General features: G+C 62.5%; 17 protein-coding genes. 14 read left to right on the top strand and 3 right to left on the bottom strand.

What is annotated here, in order from left to right; translation table 11 throughout:
• Positions 1–103 precede the first annotated feature (103 nt).
• A complete protein-coding gene (locus tag HK28_RS06535; RefSeq protein ID WP_233140401.1) occupies positions 104–1,039 on the bottom strand; it encodes an NAD(P)-dependent oxidoreductase in 936 nt (311 codons plus the stop codon).
• A gap of 52 nt (positions 1,040–1,091) precedes the next feature.
• On the opposite strand from HK28_RS06535, the gene HK28_RS06530 reads away from it, so the two are divergent.
• The 12 genes from HK28_RS06530 (at position 1,092) to ilvD (ending at position 14,767) form a co-directional block, all read left to right on the top strand.
• Positions 1,092–1,904, top strand: coding sequence for a helix-turn-helix domain-containing protein (locus tag HK28_RS06530; RefSeq protein ID WP_086643801.1), 813 nt, complete (start codon positions 1,092–1,094; stop codon positions 1,902–1,904).
• Between the two features lie 367 nt (positions 1,905–2,271).
• Entirely contained in the window at positions 2,272–2,754 is a 483-nt protein-coding gene (ybaK, locus tag HK28_RS06525) for a Cys-tRNA(Pro) deacylase (protein ID WP_086643800.1), read from the top strand.
• Positions 2,755–3,076: 322 nt separating this feature from the next.
• Entirely contained in the window at positions 3,077–3,796 is a 720-nt protein-coding gene (locus HK28_RS06520; RefSeq protein ID WP_086643799.1) for a glycoside hydrolase family 108 protein, read from the top strand.
• Between the two features lie 318 nt (positions 3,797–4,114).
• Positions 4,115–5,662 (top strand): peptide MFS transporter, encoded by a 1,548-nt coding sequence (locus HK28_RS06515; protein WP_086643798.1) that lies wholly within the window; start codon positions 4,115–4,117, stop codon positions 5,660–5,662.
• Positions 5,659–6,576 carry a polysaccharide deacetylase gene (locus tag HK28_RS06510; RefSeq protein ID WP_086643797.1) on the top strand — a complete coding sequence of 306 codons (918 nt, stop codon included), beginning with the start codon at positions 5,659–5,661 and terminating at the stop codon, positions 6,574–6,576. The genes HK28_RS06515 and HK28_RS06510 overlap by 4 nt, the downstream gene beginning before the upstream one ends.
• A gap of 145 nt (positions 6,577–6,721) precedes the next feature.
• Positions 6,722–7,114: a phosphoribosyl-ATP pyrophosphatase gene (locus tag HK28_RS06505; RefSeq protein WP_233140400.1), complete on the top strand. Its 393-nt coding sequence runs from the start codon at positions 6,722–6,724 to the stop codon at positions 7,112–7,114.
• Between the two features lie 235 nt (positions 7,115–7,349).
• Complete coding sequence (locus HK28_RS06500; RefSeq protein WP_158093412.1) at positions 7,350–8,015, top strand: CvpA family protein; 666 nt, start codon at positions 7,350–7,352, stop codon at positions 8,013–8,015.
• Positions 8,016–8,064: 49 nt separating this feature from the next.
• Positions 8,065–9,549 carry an amidophosphoribosyltransferase gene (gene purF / locus HK28_RS06495; protein WP_086643794.1) on the top strand — a complete coding sequence of 495 codons (1,485 nt, stop codon included), beginning with the start codon at positions 8,065–8,067 and terminating at the stop codon, positions 9,547–9,549.
• A 9-nt stretch (positions 9,550–9,558) separates the two neighbouring features.
• On the top strand, positions 9,559–10,395 hold the full coding sequence (locus HK28_RS06490; RefSeq protein WP_086643793.1) for an SDR family oxidoreductase: 837 nt from the start codon (positions 9,559–9,561) through the stop codon (positions 10,393–10,395).
• Positions 10,392–11,483, top strand: coding sequence for a nitronate monooxygenase family protein (locus HK28_RS06485; RefSeq protein ID WP_086643792.1), 1,092 nt, complete (start codon positions 10,392–10,394; stop codon positions 11,481–11,483). The genes HK28_RS06490 and HK28_RS06485 overlap by 4 nt, the downstream gene beginning before the upstream one ends.
• A 127-nt stretch (positions 11,484–11,610) precedes the next feature.
• Positions 11,611–12,771, top strand: a complete 1,161-nt coding sequence (locus HK28_RS06480; RefSeq protein WP_086643809.1) for a hypothetical protein — start codon at positions 11,611–11,613, stop codon at positions 12,769–12,771.
• Between the two features lie 136 nt (positions 12,772–12,907).
• The gene (gene ilvD, locus HK28_RS06475; RefSeq protein ID WP_086643808.1) at positions 12,908–14,767 is read left to right on the top strand and encodes a dihydroxy-acid dehydratase; all 1,860 of its coding nucleotides are present in this window, start codon (positions 12,908–12,910) and stop codon (positions 14,765–14,767) included.
• A 189-nt stretch (positions 14,768–14,956) separates the two neighbouring features.
• Here the strand turns inward: ilvD and HK28_RS06470 are convergent, their stop codons facing one another.
• Positions 14,957–15,625, bottom strand: coding sequence for an NrtR DNA-binding winged helix domain-containing protein (locus tag HK28_RS06470; RefSeq protein ID WP_086643791.1), 669 nt, complete (start codon positions 15,623–15,625; stop codon positions 14,957–14,959).
• Positions 15,626–15,735: 110 nt separating this feature from the next.
• Between HK28_RS06470 and HK28_RS06465 the strand changes: the two genes are divergently transcribed.
• Both HK28_RS06465 and HK28_RS06460 read left to right on the top strand, forming a co-directional pair.
• Positions 15,736–16,623: a hypothetical protein gene (locus HK28_RS06465; RefSeq protein WP_086643790.1), complete on the top strand. Its 888-nt coding sequence runs from the start codon at positions 15,736–15,738 to the stop codon at positions 16,621–16,623.
• Between the two features lie 13 nt (positions 16,624–16,636).
• Positions 16,637–17,818: an adenylosuccinate synthetase gene (locus tag HK28_RS06460; protein ID WP_158093411.1), complete on the top strand. Its 1,182-nt coding sequence runs from the start codon at positions 16,637–16,639 to the stop codon at positions 17,816–17,818.
• 34 nt (positions 17,819–17,852) lie between these two features.
• Here the strand turns inward: HK28_RS06460 and HK28_RS06455 are convergent, their stop codons facing one another.
• Positions 17,853–19,094, bottom strand: a complete 1,242-nt coding sequence (locus HK28_RS06455) for a multidrug effflux MFS transporter (protein WP_086643788.1) — start codon at positions 19,092–19,094, stop codon at positions 17,853–17,855.
• Positions 19,095–19,365: the final 271 nt, after the last annotated feature.

The following is a 19,365-nucleotide window of genomic DNA, read 5'->3' as shown; positions in this document are numbered from 1 at the left end:
AAGAAAACATCACAGATCAGGTAGGAGTACAAGCGGCATAAGCCTCCCGCTTAACTGACGACACGCCCTAGCAAAATGGGTTCGCGCTTGCGTTGCGGCGCCTTCACTTCAGGCCGCTTTCCTGCCGCGCGCGCTCGAACAACACCACAAAATCCCGTTCGCCGTCTCCCGCGCTTACCGCGCTCAGCAATCTGTCGCGTACGACCGACGCATAAGGCAGAGGCACGGCATATTCGCCGCCGGCGTCCATGAACATCTTTACATCCTTGAGTCCCAGCGTGACCGGCGCGCCGGGCGCGTCGTAATTTTTATCGACCATCAGGCTTCCGTAATTCTTGTGAACCGGCGCATTGTAAAAACTTCCTGTTATAATATCGAATATTTTTCGCGGGTCGGTTCCGGCCTTTTCGTTCAGGGCAAAGACCTCTGACATCTGCTCTATGGTCGAATAGATCATGAAATTCAGGGAGAGTTTAACGAGGTTCGCCTGCACGGGATCTGTCCCCACAACGAAAAGATGAGGACCGAAGCATTTCAGCACGGGCCCGAGCCGCTCCACATCTCCTTCGGCTCCTGCGGCGATCACATACAATTGCCCCGCTTCCGCAGCGGGTGGGCGCCCGAGGACATTGGCGCTGACATAAGCCTGTCCGCGTTCGGCGTGCCCGTCACGCAGGCGGCGCGCCTGTGCAAGCGAGAGGGTGCTGCAACACACGTGGATGGCTCCAGACCGGAGCGTCGTCGCGATTCCATTGTCACCGAAGGTGGCGTCCTGAGTCGACGCGTCATCAAACAGCATGGAGAAGACGATGTCCGCATCCCGCGCGACATCTGCTGGAGTTTCTGCATAAGCGGCGCCACGCGCGACAAGCGCGTCGGCTTTGGCGCGCGTGCGGTTGTGCACGACAAGATCATACCCGGCGTCGATCAGGCGCCCCGCCATCACCACGCCCATGGCTCCCAGTCCTATGAAACCGATTTTCATCTGCTTTCTCTTCCATGAAGGCCGCCCCTGCGGGGGCTTGGCCGCTTCACCCATGGTAAGCCTCCCACGCTTGGCGTGCTCACGCTTGCAGGCCATATTTCGACTCATGTGCGCCACCTTCCCCATACCGCCGCTCGCCCTGGATTCTGCCGCCGGCGAGCCGCCGTGGATGAACGGTGGATATTTCAGCCAGACGACCCGCCGTATGGCTGAGCGGCATGAACACGCGTACGGACAAATTCTCGGGGTTGATGAAGGTGTTATCGGCATCAGGACCGAGCATTCTTACTGGCAGATCGGTCCCGGCCAGTGCCTGTGGCTTCCACCTGGACTACCGCATCAGGCGCGCTCCCACGGCGCCATTACCGGCTGGCTTCTGTATATCAACGAATCCCGCAGCCGGACTCTGCCGTCCGAACCGTTCCTGACACAGGGATCGCGGCTGCTGCGCGCGCAGGCGGAACGTCTTGCGCGCCATGCCTCCGGCATGATTTGGGATAAGCCGCTGTTTCGCTTGGCCGAGAGTTTCTGGGACGAATTCCGCTCACTGCCGCACGCGGCCCTGTCGCTGCCGCTTCCGACGGACCCGCGTCTTCGCCGTATGGCCGATTTGTTAAGCGATAATCCTGCCGATCCACGTGAACAGCCCGACTGGGCGAGCGACGCTGGCATGTCACCCAGATCGTTCGTGCGACGTTTCATGGCGGAGACCGGCATGCCCTTCTCCACATGGCGACGGCGTCTGCGTGTGCTGGCCGCGCAGGAGTTGCTGGCGCGTGGCCGCAGCGTCACCGACGCAGCACTTGAAGTCGGCTACGAAAGCAGCGGCGCGTTCGGCGCCGCTTTCAGGTCGATCACCGGATGCAGCCCACGGGATTATTCCAAACTCCGAGGGAGCGGACCTGACCGGACGTCATAAGGCGGATGTTGATGCGTCGATTTCTTTTGCAGACCTGGGGCGGCTTGCGCAGACTACCCGATGGGGCCGGGTTCACGTTCCTTTGGGGGAGGTCCATGCGGGATGCATCCATCCGCGCGGATCAAGATGCTCGTCAAAACAGCGTCCAAGAACCACTTATATGAGTCGGCACGAACAAGCATGGCTCCAGCATCCAGCGAATTGCGGACACTGCTTTCTGGGCGGCAGTGAAGTGAACACGCGCGCCGCCACGTCCTTCACTCCGTTCGCGCGGCGAATATTATTATCCTTACATGATCAGCCGAATGAACGATGCCATGCGCCATGCGGGATACCTCCGAACGGGGCGCTGGTGTAGGCTTCGCACATGAGCAAAACCACGCCCGCCACCGCCTTTTTGCGCCGCAGTAATATCCCTTTCGAAACGCTGTCTTACGATTACGACCCATCGGTGGATCGGCTCGGAGTCCACGCCGCCGCCGCCATGGGCGAGCCGGAAGACCGGGTGTTTAAAACCCTGATGACCGAGGTTGACGGCGCGGCCGTCTGCGTCGTCATTCCCGTGGCGCGCGAGTTGAGTATGAAAAAGCTTGCGACCGCAGCAGGCGGGAAAAGCGCCAGAATGATGAAACCTGCAGACGCCGAGCGCGTGACCGGTTTCAAGGTCGGTGGGATCAGTCCTTTCGGCCGCCGCAAGGCGACGCCAACAATTTTGGCGCGCGAAGCTCTGGAGCAGCCTTATATCGTCGCGAACGGAGGCGCTCGCGGCGTGCAGGTGAAGCTCACTCCGGCGGATGCGCTGACCGCCATGAATGGCGTTCCCGGAGATGTCCTGGCGCCTCTAACCTGAAGAGCCGCGCGTCAACTTATCGACTGACGGTCGTGCGCAGTGCTCGAAGCGCATTTCTGCGCCTCTGATTACTGCTTGCCGCTCACGCGCCGCGAGACGGCGCGGACGGCCTGCCCGCAAACCTTTTCCTCCACCCCTCCCTGTGTGGTTTCCATCCCCCGCGCCGACTCAGGGAGGAGACCGCCGGAACTCGTCCCTGCGGCGCCCCCGTTTGTTTCCGCTCAGATCCTCGCCATCAGAGACACGTAAGATGACGTCCCGACGACCGCCGCACGTTTCGTGCGCGGTCGCGGCTTTTCGCCGCCAGCACCGGAGACGCTTCTTGACCGCCCAGAATTTCGACGCATGCCTCGATTTCGTTCGTACGGCGGAAGGCGGATACAGCGACGATCCCAAAGACCCCGGAAACTGGTTGCGTGGCGACAAGGGGCGGGGCGACACACTGATCGGCAGCCATTACGGCGTCTCCGCAATGACGCTGGCCGCATGGTCCGCGCCCGCAGCGATTTCGGCGGACAGCATGCGCGCGCTGGACCTGAAGACTTTCGACGCCATCGCCCGCTCGCGCTACTGGAACCCGCTCGCTGGATCCGCGCTCCCTGCGGGCGTCGATCTCATGACGTTCGACTTTGGCTGGAATTGCGGCGTGGGCGCGTCTGCGACCCTGCTGCAGCGCATCGTCGGCGCCGTGGCGGACGGACGCATCGGACCAAAAACCCTCGACGGGGTGTCGCATATCGACGTCACGGACCTTTTGCCTCAGATCGATCCCGACTCTTTGGCTGCGTTGCACGCGCGGCTTGGACTTCCGCCCAGCAGCGGCATTGGCCCGGAAGTGCGCCGCGCACTCGCGCGGCCAGGCGGCGCAGAAATGGTGACCGTGATGGTCCTCGGCGGCATGCAGCAACGTGAATATCGTTCCCGCGACGGGTTTCGGCGCTTCGGACGGGGCTGGCTGGCGAGAACGCGACGACGGACTGAAACCGCGCTGGCCATGGTCTCGGCGGCGACAGCCCGGGGGGCTGCGTCTTTCGAAAGCTGACTGCTGCAGCGTACAGGAAAGGGCGCAGCAACCTGCTTGGCGAAAGGTTTTCACGCGCCTCCATTTCGTCTACAGAATGACCATGCCCGATGGCCGTCAGAGAACCTCCGCCTCCCGCTGCTATCGCCTTTCGTCGCAACGTCGTTCGCGCGCTGCATGGAACGCAGGTGCGTCAGGCCGGTATCACACGAGCAGTGTTTTCCGCCCGATCGGCAGTGGAAGTTTCTCCATCTCATTTCCTGAAACTTCCTTTTACACATTTACTGGCGCAAAAATTCGTCAGGGTGGTCCTGCGCACGCGCATAGCCTTCGGACCAGATGGTCGAGCCTGCTGCGCTTGAAGGGGGCCTTGCAGAGCGTCCACATCGCTCCCGTCAGCGCACGCTTCTTCTGATGCATTCCCGCAACCGCACGTTTCTGCAAATTGCCTGCCTGGAAATCTGCGAACGTTTTGGTTTTTACGGCCTGCAAAGCGTTTCGATAGCGTATTTCGTGCAGACCATGAGACTAACGGAACAGGGAGCCGTGATGCTATGGGGCGCATTCAGCGCCCTGATGTTCGGCATTCCTGTTCTGGGAGGCTGGCTGGGCGACAGAGTTCTCGGAACGCGGCGGACAGTGACGATCGCGATGGCGTTGCTGGCCATCGGCTATAGCGGGCTCTCTTGCGGTCTGGGCGGATCGGCGGGAGTATCTCTTGTGCTCGCCGTGCTGATTCTGGGCGGCGGGATCTTCAAACCTAATGTCGCCAGCCTGTTGCGACAGACCTTCAACGACGCTTCAGACCGCGTCGATATCGTCTTCACCATCTACTATATGTCGATCAATATCGGCGCGACCGTCGCTGCTATCGCAATTCCATTCCTCGCCGAACATATCGGATGGCGGAAGAGCTTCGCCATCGCAGCCGCCGTCTTGTGGGTGGGTTTCGCAGTATCCCTGACCCTTCCTCGCACCGTGGTGGCAGCGCGAAAACGCGACACATGGGTATGGCCTGCATGCGCCGCCGCAATCGGCCTCGCCTTTGTCCTGCTGCATTACCCGGTGCTGGCCCGAATCTGCATCTGGATCGCGGCGATCGCCATTCTGCTGGTCTGGAGTTTTCTGTACCGTCGCGCGACGCCAGCCTGGCGCCTGGGGCTGCGACTGTCCTTCGCATTACAGGCGCAGGCGGTCCTGTTCTTTCTGTTCAACCAGCAGATCGCGACATCCCTTACCAGTTTCGCCCGAGACCATGTCGCGACTACACTTCGTATGGCGGGCGTAAACTGGACGCTGCAGGCCGGACAGTTTCAATCCCTGAACAACTTGTGGATCCTCGCCATCGCTCCCGGTCTGGCCGCGCTTTATGACCGCGCCGAGCGCCGTGACCGACCGATTTCCCTGCCGATCCGCTTCCTGTGCGGTTTCATTTTCCTTGCGCTTTCGTTTCAACTCTGGCGCGCCGCCGCCCTCGCCAGCGTCAATGCGACAATTTCGCCATGGTGGATGGTGGCGGGGTACGCCGTGTTCTCGGCGGGCGAACTGCTGATTGCTGCGCTCGGACTCGCCGCAATCGCGCGATATGCGCCCCCCGGCGCGACAGGACAGTTGATGGGGTGCTTTTCCGTGCTGGCCGGGTTGACGAGTTATCTCGGCAGCGTCGTCGCTACCGGCGTCTCTGTCGGCAGATCGAACGAAGGGGCCGCCGCGCCGATGGCGTACGCCCACCTGTTTGGCGACCTGTGCATGCTGGCGTCACTGGCCGCGTTAGGGTCGGCTCTTTTCATTCCCGTCGCGCGGCGCATGGACGCCCGGTGGCGTGGCGCGGAGCCAGTGACGACAACACTCAGGCGAGAGCAGGACATGATGGACATAGCCCTATGACCGAACTCCCGAACAATAAACTTCCCCCATGGCAATGGCCGGAAAACTATTGGCGAGCCGCCGTCGGGCGCGCACGCGCCGGGCGTTCTCTGCGTCCGAAAGCCTGGCCCGATGGTGCGCGCTGTGCTTTCGCCATCTCGTTCGACGCCGATCATGACACGATTCCGTTGCGCGACAGCGACGAAAGCCCCATGCGCATCAGCCAGGGTCACTACGGCCATCGACGTGGCGTGCCACGCATCCGGGACCTGCTGCAACACCACGCCGTGCCTGCGACATTCTTTTATCCCGCGGTCTCCGCCCTGCTCTACCCCGACGAAGTCCGGGGCGTTGTCGCCGATGGGCATGAGATCGGCATCCATTCCTGGATTCATGAGCGCAACACGCATCTCGACGGCGAAACCGAGCTGGACCTGACAACCCGAGCGCAAGCGGTACTGCAGGACATCGGGCGGCGCCCGGTCGTCGGCATCCGCACGGCAAGCTGGGACTTCTCGGTCAACACGCTCTCCATCATCCGGCAGATGGGGCTTCTGTACGACAGCAGTCTGATGGCTGACGACGACGCTTACGAACTTCTCCAGAACGGGGAAGCCACCGGCATTGTCGAACTGCCGCCCGAATGGATCCGCGACGACGCCGTCTACTTCAATTTCGACCGATTTTCGGCCCTGCGCCCATACACCGCCCCGCGCGACGTGCTGGACATCTTCATGGCTGAGTTCGACGGAGCCTACGACGAAGGCGGCCTTTTCCTGCTAACGATGCACCCGCACATCAGCGGACATCGCAGCCGCGTCGGCGTGATCTCTGCATTGCTGGAGGCAGCACGCGCTCGCGGAGACGTCTGGTTTGCGACCCATGAGCAGGTCGCGCTGTGGTGCCGGGACAACGCAGCGGAAGTCGGACCGTGAATCCCCCGCCCCTCTTGCCGGTCCGCGACGCTTGCGCGTTATGCCAGCCATGCGGGGACTTTTTCGTCATCGGGGCGTTTCTGGTGGGCGTCCAAATTCGACATGCGCAGAATCAGCAGGCGAATGCATCAGGAGACCGCCCTCGGTGACAGATTTGACGAGGTCGCATCCCGCTCATCATGATCGTCCGATGACAGAAAAGTCGCCCTCCGCCGTCAAAAGCCTTTCGCTGGCGCGGCTGAGCGCCGGAGAGACGTCCGGGGATGTCGTTGCACGTCAAACCGGCGCCGCCGCAACGGCATGCACAATCGCCTCTATTGCAGGCGATCCCGAAGGGGTCGTGCGGGAGAGCGCGGCGTTTCTGGAATCGCTGCTGCATCTGTGGCGGCTTACAGGCGTCGACCCGGAGACGGTCTGGACCGAATTACACGCTCGTATCGAAATGGGAGAACTCAGCCTCCGCCTCAGCCGCTCGCCCACACGCACAGGCGCCCGGCGCATGGCTCCATGGCGGGTGGCGACGAGCAAGCTGCCGTAGCGCCGGGCGACCTGTACGCGCGCCTTTCGCCGTTGGCGCAGGATTCGATGACTCGACGCGACTTGAGTGGCATAAGCCCCTGCATGAGTCGGTATGGACACCCTGACGAACCCTGTATCGGACACAGCTTGCGCCTGACCATAAGGTGTGAGGGCGGCGCAGAAACGGCCGCTGCTCCAGCTGGCTCTGACGTCCAGCTTCCGAATACGTCGTCGCCTGCGTCATGGAGCCGGTCATGGCGTCTCTGACCGATACGAGCGTTGCGGCCGCGCAATCCGCCGCACAGTCCGCCGCTCTGGCCTGGCGTGACGATCTGTTCGCGCACCCTCCGGGAACCCTCGGGTTGGCGGCGCTCGGCCTTGTGGCGATCTCCACCCTGTTTGGCGTCTGGCGCGGCTTTTCACGTGAAGTCCTGAGTCTGGCGAGCTGGATCGTAGCGTTGGCGCTTACAGGCGCGTTCCACGATCAGGCGACGACCTGGCTGAGCGGACAGATATCGAACCACTTCATCGCTTATTGGCTCGGAGTCGTCGGAACGTTCGCCGTGCTGCTGGTCTTATGCCGCGTCGTCGCGTCCCGCGTGTCCCGGCTGGTGCTGTTATCGCCGTTTGCCGGGCTTGATCGTCTGCTGGGCGGCGTGTTCGGGGCCTTGCGGGGATTCGTCGTCGTCGCGGCGATGTACGCGTTGTCGACATGGGTGTCGCCTGCGTACCACTGGGCGGCGCAAATGCGTGACAACCCTCTCATGCAGGAAATGGCGCGCAGAACGGCGAGCGAGGCCTCGCATTTGGCGCCGCTTCTCCCCAAATTCGCGGGATCAGGTCTTGCGCCGCCGGGCGGCTCGCGCCATGACCTCGCCGAACGGAAGAGCCCGGACGCGTCCGGCTCCTCCACCCCGTGACGTATCGCCAGTTCTGCCGGTGAGGCGGACGCCCAAAAGGGACCCATCCATGCTCCAGACCTCTTCACCGTGGCAGGACACGATCGATCCGGACGACCGTCACGGCGGCGACGAACTGCATGAGGAATGCGCCGTCTTCGGCGTGTGGAACACAGCTGACGCCGCAGCGATCACCGCGCTTGGCCTGCATGCGCTCCAGCATCGCGGGCAGGAGGCGTCCGGCATCGTCACTTTCGACGGCGAGCGCTTCCATACACACAAGGGTCTTGGCCTCGTCGGGGACGTTTTCAGCGACTCCCGCGTCATGGCGACTCTTCCGGGCGCCAACGCGATCGGGCATGATCGTTATTCGACGACCGGCGATACGCTGCTGCGCAACGTGCAGCCGCTTTTCGCCGAGTTCGAATTCGGCGGTCTGGCCGTCGCCCATAACGGCAACCTGACCAACGCGAACACGCTTCGCAAAGCCCTGATCCGTCGCGGATGTCTGTTCCAGTCGACGATGGACAGCGAGGTGTTCATTCACCTGATCGCCATTTCACTCTACGCGACGGTCGAAGACCGGCTGATCGACGCGCTCAAGCAGGTGCAGGGCGCATATTCGCTCGTCGTTCTGTCACGGGAGACTTTGATGGGCGTGCGTGACCCGCTGGGCGTACGTCCTCTGGTGCTCGGGCGCATCCCCGGCTCCGCCGACGACGCGTCCGGTTGGGTGCTGGCTTCGGAAAGCTGCGGACTGGACATCGTGGGCGCCGAATTCGTACGCGACGTGGAGCCGGGCGAACTGGTCATCATCGACAAGAACGGCGTGCGCTCGGTGCGCCCGTTCATCCCGACGCAATCGCGTTTCTGCGTGTTCGAATACATCTATTTCGCCCGCCCCGACTCGGTGCTCGACGGCATGTCGGTCTATAACGTCCGCAAACAGATCGGGGTCGAGCTGGCGCGCGAAAGCGCGGTCGACGCCGACGTCATCGTCCCGGTCCCGGATTCCGGCGTTCCGTCGGCGATGGGTTACGCGCAGGCCAGCGGCATCCCGTTCGAGCTGGGCATCATCCGCAATCACTATGTCGGGCGGACGTTCATCGAACCGACCGATCACATCCGCAATCTCGGCGTGCGTCTGAAACACTCCACCAACCGCACCATGCTTGACGGCAAGCGCGTCGTGCTGGTGGACGACTCGATCGTGCGCGGCACCACGTCGCGCAAGATCGTCGACATGGTGCGCGCGGCGGGGGCGGCTGAAGTGCATATGCGCATTTCCTCGCCGCCCACGAAGCATTCCTGCTTCTACGGCATCGACACGCCCGAACGTAGCAAGCTGCTCGCGGCGCAGCATGACGTGGCGAAGATGGCGGAACTGATCGGCGTCGACAGCCTCGCCTTCATCTCGCTCGACGGGCTTTATCGTGCGCTCGGCCATGAAAAGCGCGACGCAGACCGCATCCGGTATTGCGACGCCTGCTTCACTGGCGATTATCCGATCCCGCTTGTCGATTACGAGCAGGAACACGGCGCCGACGCGGCCTGAGCCGACCTCATGAGCGGGCCGATCGAGAGTCCGCTTGCGGGTGCGCCCACCGGGACGGCGCAGGGCGCAGTTGCAAACGCAGACATTGACTCAGGCGCCGCTTCATCCGTCGGGCGCGCCGAAGGGCCACTGGCGGGCGAAGTCGCGCTGGTGACGGGCGCAAGTCGGGGAATTGGGCGGGCCGTCGCCGTCGCTCTCGCCACGCAAGGCGCTCATTGCGTCATCACTGCGCGCACGGTCGGCGGGCTTGAAGAAACCGACGATCTGATCCTCGCCGCCTCAGGACGACGCTCTACCCTGCTGCCGCTCGACCTCAGTGACGGGAGCGGCGCCGACGCGCTCGGTCCGTCCATCGCACAACGTTTTGGGCGGCTTGATCTGCTGGTACACGCTGCCGCCACGTTCGTCCCGCTGAGTCCTGTCGCACACATCCGTGACAGGGACTGGGAGCAGACGCTGGGCGTCAATCTCACCGCGACGATGCGGCTGCTTCGGACAACAACGCCTCTTCTCAGGGCGGCGGCGTTCGCCCGCGCCGTCATTCTCATCAACCGGCAGGATGCTGCGCCAGGGCGTTTTCGGAGCGGCGCCGCCGTCTGCCGCGCAGCGCTCGAGGCACTTGTGGAAAGCTGGCGGGAGGAGATGACGGACCGCCCAAATTTCCACATTTCTCTATTCGATCCCGGCCCGACGGCAACGCGACTGCGCGCTCAGGCGTTTCCCGGAGGAGAGGGCGTCCGTCCGCGCACGCCCGACGAGGCGGCTGCGACGATCCTGTCCCTGCTCATGCCTCAGATCAACGCCGGAAACAGCGCCTCATCGCGCGCCAGGGAACCGAAGCGATGACCGAATTGCACCCTGTTTTGCGCCGTCTCGGCATGACCACGCCTATCGTGCAGGCGCCGATGGCCGGCGTGTCCACGCCTGCTTTAGCCGCCGCAGTGTCAGAGGCAGGCGGTCTGGGCTCGCTGGGCCTTGGCGCCATGAGCGTTGAGGCCGCCAGAGCCGCGATCCGTGAAACCCGTCGCCTCACCGACCGGCCTTTTTCAGTGAATCTTTTCTGCCATCGCTCGGAGGAGTGCGCGCCCGATCGCGCCGCCGCATGGCTGGAATGGCTGCGACCGGAATTCGCGCGCTATGACGCAGTCCCGCCTGAATCGTTGCGCGAAATCTATCTCAGCTTCCTCGACAACGACGCCAGGCTGACCATGCTGGCTGAAGAACGGCTGGCGCTGGTCAGCTTTCATTTCGGCGCGCCGTCGGCGCATGCGACGGACGTCCTGCGGCGATCTGGCGCTCTGCTCGCCACAAGCGTGACGTGCGTATCGGAAGCGCAAGCGGCCGACGCGGCAGGCATGGATGTCCTGATCGCCCAAGGCTACGAGGCCGGCGGCCATCGCGGCGTCTTCGACCCGCAGGGGGCGGACCGAAAGCTTCCGTTGCACACGCTGCTCGGGGAACTGTCTCAGGCGACGTCTACCCCCCTTTTCGCGGCGGGAGGGCTGATGAACGGCCGGGACGTCGCAGCGGTTCTGCAGGCCGGAGCGTGCGCAGCGCAGCTTGGCACGGCCTTCGTCGCCGCAGACGAGAGCGCAGCCAGCCCAGCCTACCGCAAGGCGCTGGCGGCGTCCGGGAGCGCGTCGGAGGGGGACGTCACCGTGATGACCTCAGCAATTTCAGGACGCCCCGCCCGATGTCTTGTCAATCGTTTCACCGCTTTGGGCGCGCGCAACGATCGCCCGGCGACCCCGCCCTACCCCTATGCCTACGACGCCGGAAAAGCGCTCGACGCAGCCGCGCGCGCGGGGGGGGAGAGCGGTTACGGCGCCTTCTGGGCTGGGGGCGGCGCCCGACGCAGTCGGTTCATATCGGCCGCTCAACTGGTCGCTGCCCTCACACGGGAATGGCGCGCGGGGGAAGCCGAGAGCGCCTGAAAATACCGGCCACGCGGCTGCGGCGCGTCCTGCGCCCTATGTTGCAATGTCAGCGAAATGCTGGACAGATGAAACCCGTGAACGCCGCTCGATGCGGCGCGTGACAGAGAGCAATAAAGAACAGGTCATGACCACTGAAAACCTTGACGCCGATGGTTTCGTGTTCGTTGCAGTAGACAAGGCGTCAGATTTCTCGCTTGAAGATTTCGCCGGGAATCATCAGGCCCAGAATTACTACAACAAGCATGGCGGCGGCACTGTCGAGCATGCCTTCGCACTCGCCAACATTCTGCACATGCACAAGTTGGTCAGGGAGGCCGCGAATTTTTACGGGCTCGCATTCAACCTGCACTCGAAGAGTCCCACCGAGTATCCGCTAGCCTCGTCGCTGCTCCAGGCCCGTTTGCTGTGCCTGCTGAAAGCGGGCCTGCCGGTTCCGCCTGAAGAGCTGGAGCAGCTTCAGAGACTTTCGACCCCGATCTACAACTACATAACGGGCATCGAGATGGCCTGGCGACAACAGAGTCCCAAGGCCGCGCTGGAGCGGATGGGTTGCTGTTTCGAGAGCTTCCACACCGGCGAAGAGGCGGACGTTCTCTATCTCGAGACAGCCTTGAGCGTCCTGAAGCCCTCGGCGCCGCAGAAGGCGGCGACGCCGGAGCAGATGATACCGCCCGCCGTCTACATGTACTGGGACCGCGACCCGCCGGAGGAAGTCACCGAAAACCTTCAGCATCATCAAGACACGCTGGATGCGCCGGTACGCATGTTCAATCGTGAGGAAGGCACGGAGTGGCTGTATTCGACCTATGGAGCCGAAGCGCGTGATCTGTTCCTTGCGGCTCGACACCCTGCGGAAGCAGCCGATTTCCTGCGCGTTCATGTCATTCAGGAACTGGGCGGCTGGTGGCTGGACGCCGATATCAGAATACGGTCGCCCAAGGCGTTCGCCCGCCAGATCTCTTTGCAGCCGTCGCACGTGTTCTTCCTGACGGACAACCACTACGTCCATAACGACTTCTTCGGCAGCCGCCGTAACAGCCCGATCCTCGCCGATTGCCTGCTATCGATTTATCGGAACAGTTTTCTGCACAAGGATTTGTACATCGCCTACAAAACTGGTCCCGGCGTTTTCAACCGCGCACTCAACCGGCGGCTGCACGCTGCTTTCCGCGCGGGCCAGAACTTCGACCCTACGGTAACGATCCTGAACGCGGGAGATTTCGATCACATGATCGAAGATCTGAATATGGCTTACAAGCAGGGCGGCAACTGGCACGCGGCGTAAGTCGCGGCCCGAATCGCGTCTGATGCTGACGTGAGCGCCGTTTCAGGCTACTATGGTCGGCTTCAACGGCGCGACGACCGCACTGCTTTGGGGTCGCGCCCGTAAATATCCGTTCAGATCCGAAAAGAGTCGCCCCATGCCCGGTTACCGCTCCCGCACCACGACCCACGGCCGCAACATGGCCGGCGCGCGCAGCCTCTGGCGCGCCACGGGGATGACGGACGGCGATTTCGGCAAGCCTATCATCGCTGTGGCGAACTCCTTCACCCAGTTCGTCCCTGGCCATGTCCATCTGAAAGATCTCGGGCAACTCGTCTGCGGCGCCATCGCCGAAGCTGGCGGCGTAGGACGCGAGTTCAACACCATTGCGGTGGATGACGGCATCGCCATGGGTCACGGCGGCATGCTGTACAGCCTGCCGTCGCGTGAACTGATCGCCGACGCGGTCGAGTACATGGTGAACGCGCACTGCGCCGATGCGCTGGTCTGCATCAGCAACTGCGACAAGATCACGCCCGGCATGCTGATGGCCGCCATGCGACTGAACATCCCGACGGTGTTCGTCTCCGGCGGTCCGATGGAAGCCGGACGCGTAACAGAAGATGGAATCGAGCGGCACGTCGACCTGGTCACCTCCATGGTGGCCGCCGCCAACCCGGACGTGAGCGAGAGCGAGTCCGAGACAATCGAGCGTTCCGCCTGCCCGACCTGCGGCTCCTGCTCCGGCATGTTTACCGCCAATTCGATGAACTGCCTGACCGAGGCGCTTGGCCTTTCCCTGCCGGGCAACGGCAGTCTGGTGGCGACGCACGCCGACCGGAAAGGACTCTTCCTGAAGGCGGGTGAACTCGCGGTATCCCTCGCCCGCCGTTACTACGAAGAGAACGACGAGAGCGTGCTGCCGCGCTCCATCGCGACGCGGGAGGCGTTCGAGAACGCCATGACTGTCGACATCGCCATGGGCGGCTCGACGAACACGGTGCTGCATCTTCTCGCCGCCGCGCATGAAGGTGAGGTCGCGTTCACAATGGCCGATATCGACCGCCTGTCGCGGCGCGTGCCCAACCTCTGCAAGGTCGCGCCATCGCGGTCCGACGTTCACATGGAGGACGTGCATCGCGCGGGCGGCATCCCGGCCATCATGGGCGAGCTGGATCGTCTGGCGCTGCTGCATCGCAACGCGCCGATGGTGCATGCGCCGTCTGTCTCCGACGCGCTCACACAATGGGATATCGGCGGTGAGGCGCCCGAAGCTGCGCGCGAGTTCTTCCGCGCGGCGCCGGGCGGCGTCCGCACGACGCAGGCGTTCTCGCAGGCCAGCCGCTACAAGTCGCTGGACACGGATCGCGAAAAGGGCGCCCTGCGCGCGGGGCCTCACGCCTTCAGTCAGGACGGCGGTCTGGCCGTGCTGTACGGCAACATCGCTGAAGACGGCGCCATCGTGAAAACCGCTGGCGTCGCCGCCGGACTTCTTACGTTCTCCGGACCGGCCCGCGTGTTCGAGAGTCAGGACGCCGCGGTGTCCGCGATCCTTGGCGGCAAGATCAAGGCAGGCGACGTTGTAGTGATCCGCTATGAAGGCCCCAAAGGGGGACCCGGCATGCAGGAGATGCTGTATCCAACCAGCTATTTGAAATCCAAAGGCCTGGCGGAATCCTGTGCGCTGATCACCGACGGCCGCTTCTCGGGCGGCAGCTCCGGGCTGTCGATCGGCCACATCTCGCCGGAAGCCGCCGAAGGCGGCGCTATCGGCTTGATTCAGGACGGCGACATCATCGAGATCGACATACCGGGCCGCATCCTGCGAACGGCCGTACCCGATGCAGAGTTGTCGGAACGGCGTGCGCAGATGGAAGACAAGGGCGTCGATGCGTGGGTGCCAGATCGCGAGCGCGTCGTCTCGACAGCGTTACAGGCCTACGCCGCCATGACGACCAGTGCGGCGCGCGGCGCCGTGCGGGATGTGAGCCAGTTGACGCGCCGCAAGGGGCGGTGATCGCCGCCTTTTGGCGACTTGTTCATCACACATAAAAGCCGGGCTGTTACAACGGATAGCCCGGCTTCCAGCCTCTGTCCGATTTCGGGGCATATCGGCTGCATGCCGTTGCAAGAAGGGACGGTCCGTACTGGGCGTTTTTCGAAAGCCCACATCCGTTCAGACAAGTCCGTCTGAACGGGGCCTGTTCTAGAACCGCCGGTCGAACACCGAGGCCGCGCTCTTCAGGCGAAAGAGGGCGGAAGGCCGCGTCGCGCCCGCGTCGGTTCGCTTCTCCCCCGTGGCCTCCAGAAAGTCACGCTCAAGCACTTTGCGCCGGAAGGCGTCAATGTTGATCCTTTCTCCGAGCACGATCTGATAAACGCGGTGAAGTTCCGGCAGCGTGAAGAATTCTCCCAGAAATCGCGCAGGCAAATCTGAATAGGCACCCTTGCCGCGCAACCTCTCGACGGCCGCCCGTACGATAAGGTCGTGATCAAACGGCAGACCCGAGACCGCAGCGACGTCGACAAGGTCGAGACCCGCTTTATTCAGAGCAGGCTGAAGACATTCAAACGGCGTCAAAGAAAAATACGCGACGCTGGCTGACCAGCCGCGAGGATCCCGGTCCGCTCCGGAAAACGTTGATAGTTGCTCCACGTAGAGTTTGCTCAGGCCGACCTTGTCGCGCAGCACGCGTCGCGCCGTCTCGCCAAGATTGCAGTCTTTATCGACATGAACATAACCGCCGATCAGGGCTTGCCGCCCGGTGAACGGTTCCTGCCCACGTTCGGCCAGCAGCACGCACAAACGTTCGTCACGCACCGTCAGGGGCACGAGATCGATCGTAAGAATGGGCTTTTCGAACGTGGTCGTCATGGGTGAAGCACATCGCACACGTCAAATTAAACGCAAAATGTATTTTGCATCTTGTATTCTGTTCCAATCTGCGTCAATTCTGCCCAGAGGAGAGACACCCGGAGGACGCCATGGGACACGGACGTTGGAGAGACGAGGATTGGGCGAGCTATGCAGCCGGCTCGGTACACGGGCTGAGCCGCTCCGAACTGTTCGCCTCGCGAAGCATGGATCCGCATTACGATCCGGCCCGTATCCATATCAGGGAATCCCGCGACAGCGTGAACAACCCTCTCTCTACGCCGATCATCATCGGCGTAGACGTCACGGGCTCCATGGGGGTTCTGGCGGAGGAACTGGTGGTGCGGGGCCTGAACGAGACGTTCACGCAACTGCTCGACCGCAAACCGGTCAGCGACCCGCACGTCATGGCGCTTGCAATCGGAGACGCGTTTTGTGACCGCGCGCCCTTGCAGGCGACGCAATTCGAGGCCGATCTGCGCATCATCGAGCAACTGCGCGGTCTGTGGCTGGAGGGCGGCGGTGGGGGCAATGATGGAGAAAGCTACTGTCTGGCGCACGCGTTTGCGGCATGGAAAACGTCCCATGATGCTTTCGAACGACGCGGTCGGAAAGGCTTTTTGTTCACGGTCGGCGACGAACCCGTGCTGGACGGCGTCTCTCGGGAGCAGATCAAACGGGTCCTTGGGCTTTCGTCACAACGCGGCGTCAGAGGAAAGGAGATCGTCGCGTTGGCGCGGGAACGATATGAAGTATTCCATATCATCGTGGACGGCACCTACGCTGCGCGAAATCTCGATCGTGTGCGCCGATCATGGGAATCGATTCTTCCAGAAAGGGTCATTCATTTACGAGACCCGTCACGACTGGCGGACACCATCGTAACGACGATCGAAGCGGTGGGCGACGCCGCGCATGGGGGCGCGACAACAGACGGCGGTCCGTCAATTCTCAATCTCCCCAAATATTCTAAGAGATTTTTCGGTTTTCCCCGTTAAGGAGCATCGAGAAATGACGCATGTCGCGCAAGTCGTGATCGGGGCCGCCTACGGCGACGAGGGCAAAGGGCGCGTGGTCGATTGGTTGGCGACCCTGGCGCCGGGAGCCGTGACCGTGGTGCGCAGCAACGGTGGCGCTCAGGCCGGGCACACAGTTACGCTCGCCGACGGAACACGCCACGTGTTTCACCATATCGGCTCGGGCGCGCTTGCGGGAGCGTCAACGCATCTGTCGCAATTCATGATTTCCCATCCCATGCTTTTTCGAGAAGAGTTAGATCAGGTCGCGGCGAAAAGCGGTTGCGTGCATGTAACCGCGGACCCACGCGGCGCGGTCACGACGCCGTGGGACATGATGATCAATCAGGCTCTGGAGTCATCTCGTGGCGAAGAGCGGCACGGATCGTGCGGTATGGGGTTTGGCGAAACCGCAGGACGAACCGAGGACACCGCGTATACCTTGACCGTCGCCGATCTGCGGGCGCCACGGCTGCGTGACAAACTGCGTGCCATTCAGGGGGACTGGTTGCCCGCGCGTATGAAACAGTTGGGTCTGAAATTCGGAAATGATTCCCCGCTGAGCCACGCAGCATCGTCCGATATCGTCAAGCGATTTGTGGATGATTGCCTCTTCTTCTCGAGCGTCGTCGATCTGAGAGAGGACGCCACACTGAGCGCAGACCAGACCGTGATCTTTGAAGCGGCGCAGGGTCTGAGGCTGGACCAACACTATCCTGACTTTCCCTACCTTACCCGCTCGAACACCGGCGTCGCCAATATTGCCGCGATCGCACGTGAGGCCAGCCTGGAGACGATTGACGCATTCTACGTGTCGCGCTGTTACCTGACCCGTCACGGCCGGGGTCCGATGAGCGATGAACGCAACATCGCGCCCTTCTTTGCAGTGGATGACCCTACAAATCAGCCCAATCCCTGGCAGGAAACGCTACGCTTCGGACTGCTCGACCCAGCTGCACTGGCATCGGACATACACGCGGACATGACTTGCGCCAGCGGCCTCACCCTGCGCCCCGCTATTGCCGTCACCTGTCTGGATCAGTGCATCGGGGCGCGTGTCGCGTGGATCAGGGACGGCAAAACCGTAGATGGCTCACGAGACGAGTTTCTGGCCGATATCCGTGCAGCTACGCACCTGACGCAGTTGCAGACATTTGCAGGCCCGACGAACCGTTGAAGTTGGTTTGACCGGATCAAACGACGCGGCAGGTTTAGGCTGTCACCGGAGCGCACAGTCGTTTGCGAAGAACGTCGGCCACGACCATCATCAACGCGCCAATGCTCATGACGAACGCCATCGGGATGATGGAACTCGTTGGCATGTATCCCATCAGAACGCCGCTGATCGCGCCGATGCTGAACTGCATCGTTCCCAGCAACGCGGAAGCGCTTCCGGCCTGCGCCCCGTGATGGTGGAACGCCAATACGGTAGCGTTCGCGCCGACGAAACCCAGAGTTCCGGTCGTCATCATGATCAGCACGGCGACGAGCGCCGGATGGCCGGGGGTGGCGACGTGCAGCACGGTCAGCAGAAGGAACAGGGCCGCAGCGGACGCGCAGGCGGCGACGCCTCTCTGCATCAGAGTTTCGACTGGAACGCGCTGCACGAGTTTGCCGCTGATCTGGTTGCACAGAATGAATGTGGCGGCGTTCACGCCAAAAAACAGCGCGAACTGCATCGGCGTGAAGCCGATCAGGTGTTCGAACACCACGGGAGCTCCGCCCAGATAGGCGAATGTGACGAAGGTGCCCGCACTTGCGATGATCGCGTTGAGCACAAAATTCGGCTCGCCCAGAAGGTTGATATAGCGGTTCAGGATCGCAGCAGGGTGCAGGGGAACGCGACGCGACAGCGGCAAGGTATCGGGCAACATCAGATAGACGGCGAGGATGCCCGCAATCCCGTAAAGGACCGCGATCCAGAAGATCCAGCGCCAAGACCCAAAGGTGAGGACCGCGCCGCCCAGCGACGGTGCGAGGATCGGCATCGCGCCGAACACCAGAGTAAGCTGCGTCATGATGCGCGCGCCGTCCCGGCCGGTCGCGATGTCGCGCACGAATGCTCGCGGCACGACGGCGCCGACCGCTCCGCCGAGGGCCGCCAGAAAGCGAAACAGGCAGAACGCATGAAAATCGGATGTCGTGGCGCAGCCGATGGAGGCCAGCGTGAAGACCAGCAATCCCGCGATCAACGGCGCGCGCCGCCCGAACCGATCCGACAGCGGCCCGCATGAGAACTGTCCCACGGCAAGACCCGCGAACCACGTCGCAAGCGTGAACTGCGCGGAACCCGGCCCACCGCCCTCCAGCTCCTTGTCCAGCGTGGGAAATGCCGGAAGGTACATGTCGGTTGAAAGAGGACCGATCGCGGTGATGGTGCCAAGTAACACGATCAGTGGAAGTGGCGGCGGAGCCCCTGCGAGCAGGTGTTGGGCTGATTTGGCGGAGAACATCACGGACCGTAGGGGGCGAAAGGGAATATGTGTCATTCACCCGTTTTCCGGCATTGTCCACCGGCGCAATTCGCGGGACCGATCACAGTTCGCGGCATGGCGCGCCGACAGGAGCCTCGGCTGACAGCGATAAATATTTCTCGTTCACGTCAAAATTATTGCAACATATGTCTATCTCCCAAACCACCAATCCCGAACGAACACACGGCACGTCGCGGCGGAAATAAAAATTTCACAAAGGCCTTTGATTTCATAAGATCTTTTTGTAAAT

The organism is Acetobacter sp. DsW_063 (genome assembly GCF_002153745.1).
Lineage (GTDB): Bacteria > Pseudomonadota > Alphaproteobacteria > Acetobacterales > Acetobacteraceae > Acetobacter.
The sequence above is the reverse complement of the archived record's forward strand: the minus strand, read 5'-3'. Positions and strand labels throughout refer to the sequence as shown.

What these genes read in the sequence shown, in the direction of transcription:
- HK28_RS06535 (WP_233140401.1), bottom strand. Translation starts at nt 1,039, where the DNA reads ATGGGTGAAGCGGCCAAGCCCCCGCAGGGGCGGCCTTCATGGAAGAGA.
- HK28_RS06530 (WP_086643801.1), top strand. Translation starts at nt 1,092, where the DNA reads ATGTGCGCCACCTTCCCCATACCGCCGCTCGCCCTGGATTCTGCCGCC.
- ybaK (WP_086643800.1), top strand. Translation starts at nt 2,272, where the DNA reads ATGAGCAAAACCACGCCCGCCACCGCCTTTTTGCGCCGCAGTAATATC.
- HK28_RS06515 (WP_086643798.1), top strand. Translation starts at nt 4,115, where the DNA reads ATGGTCGAGCCTGCTGCGCTTGAAGGGGGCCTTGCAGAGCGTCCACAT.
- HK28_RS06510 (WP_086643797.1), top strand. Translation starts at nt 5,659, where the DNA reads ATGACCGAACTCCCGAACAATAAACTTCCCCCATGGCAATGGCCGGAA.
- HK28_RS06500 (WP_158093412.1), top strand. Translation starts at nt 7,350, where the DNA reads ATGGCGTCTCTGACCGATACGAGCGTTGCGGCCGCGCAATCCGCCGCA.
- purF (WP_086643794.1), top strand. Translation starts at nt 8,065, where the DNA reads ATGCTCCAGACCTCTTCACCGTGGCAGGACACGATCGATCCGGACGAC.
- HK28_RS06490 (WP_086643793.1), top strand. Translation starts at nt 9,559, where the DNA reads ATGAGCGGGCCGATCGAGAGTCCGCTTGCGGGTGCGCCCACCGGGACG.
- HK28_RS06485 (WP_086643792.1), top strand. Translation starts at nt 10,392, where the DNA reads ATGACCGAATTGCACCCTGTTTTGCGCCGTCTCGGCATGACCACGCCT.
- HK28_RS06480 (WP_086643809.1), top strand. Translation starts at nt 11,611, where the DNA reads ATGACCACTGAAAACCTTGACGCCGATGGTTTCGTGTTCGTTGCAGTA.
- ilvD (WP_086643808.1), top strand. Translation starts at nt 12,908, where the DNA reads ATGCCCGGTTACCGCTCCCGCACCACGACCCACGGCCGCAACATGGCC.
- HK28_RS06470 (WP_086643791.1), bottom strand. Translation starts at nt 15,625, where the DNA reads ATGACGACCACGTTCGAAAAGCCCATTCTTACGATCGATCTCGTGCCC.
- HK28_RS06465 (WP_086643790.1), top strand. Translation starts at nt 15,736, where the DNA reads ATGGGACACGGACGTTGGAGAGACGAGGATTGGGCGAGCTATGCAGCC.
- HK28_RS06460 (WP_158093411.1), top strand. Translation starts at nt 16,637, where the DNA reads ATGACGCATGTCGCGCAAGTCGTGATCGGGGCCGCCTACGGCGACGAG.
- HK28_RS06455 (WP_086643788.1), bottom strand. Translation starts at nt 19,094, where the DNA reads ATGTTCTCCGCCAAATCAGCCCAACACCTGCTCGCAGGGGCTCCGCCG.